Annotated in this window: 1 protein-coding gene; it reads left to right on the forward strand. The window is 66.4% G+C overall.

What is annotated here, in order from left to right:
- Nucleotides 1-18: 18 nt before the first annotated feature.
- The coding region (locus OOZ19_RS29970; RefSeq protein WP_266093533.1) for a zinc-binding dehydrogenase at nucleotides 19-773 on the forward strand (755 nt) is incomplete at its 3' end.

The raw sequence follows: 773 nt of genomic DNA on the forward strand, positions 1-773 counted from the left end.
GGGCTGAACTTTCGGGACGTGCTCATCGCCTTGGGTGTCTACCCCGACTCCGACGCCGTGCTCGGTGGTGAGGGTGCGGGTGTCGTCGTGGAGGTGGCCCCGGACGTGACCGGTGTCCGGGTCGGTGACGAGGTGTTCGGCCTTTTCGAAGGTGCGGGTCCGGTCGCGGTGGCTGACGCGCGTTTGGTGGCTGCCAAGCCGGCCGAGTGGTCGTGGGAGCAGGCGGCTGCGGTGCCGGTGGTGTTCCTTACCGCCTATTACGGGTTGGTGGATCTGGCTGCGGCCAAGCCGGGTGAGCGTGTCCTGATCCATGCGGCTGCCGGTGGTGTCGGTTCCGCCGCGACGCAACTCGCTCGCCACCTCGGTTTGGAGGTCTTCGGAACAGCAAGCACCGGCAAGTGGGACACCTTGCACGCCACCGGCTACGACGCCACCCACATCGCCAACTCACGCACACTGGACTTCGAACAACACTTCCTCGACGCCACCGACGGCGCAGGCGTCGACATCGTCCTGGACTGCCTGGCCGGAGAATTCGTCGACGCCACCCTCCGACTACTCCCCCGAGGCGGCCGATTCCTCGAACTGGGCAAAGCCGACATCCGCGACCCGGACACCATCGGCGCCGACCACCCAGGAATCACCTACCAGGCCTACGACCTCGCCGAAGCCGGGACACCACGACTACAACAGATCCTCGCCGACATCGTCGACCTGTTCACCCGCGGCATCCTTCAACCGATCCCGGTGTCATCCTTCGACATCCGCCGCGC

Source organism: Saccharopolyspora sp. NFXS83, assembly GCF_026241095.1.
Classification (GTDB): domain Bacteria; phylum Actinomycetota; class Actinomycetes; order Mycobacteriales; family Pseudonocardiaceae; genus Saccharopolyspora_C.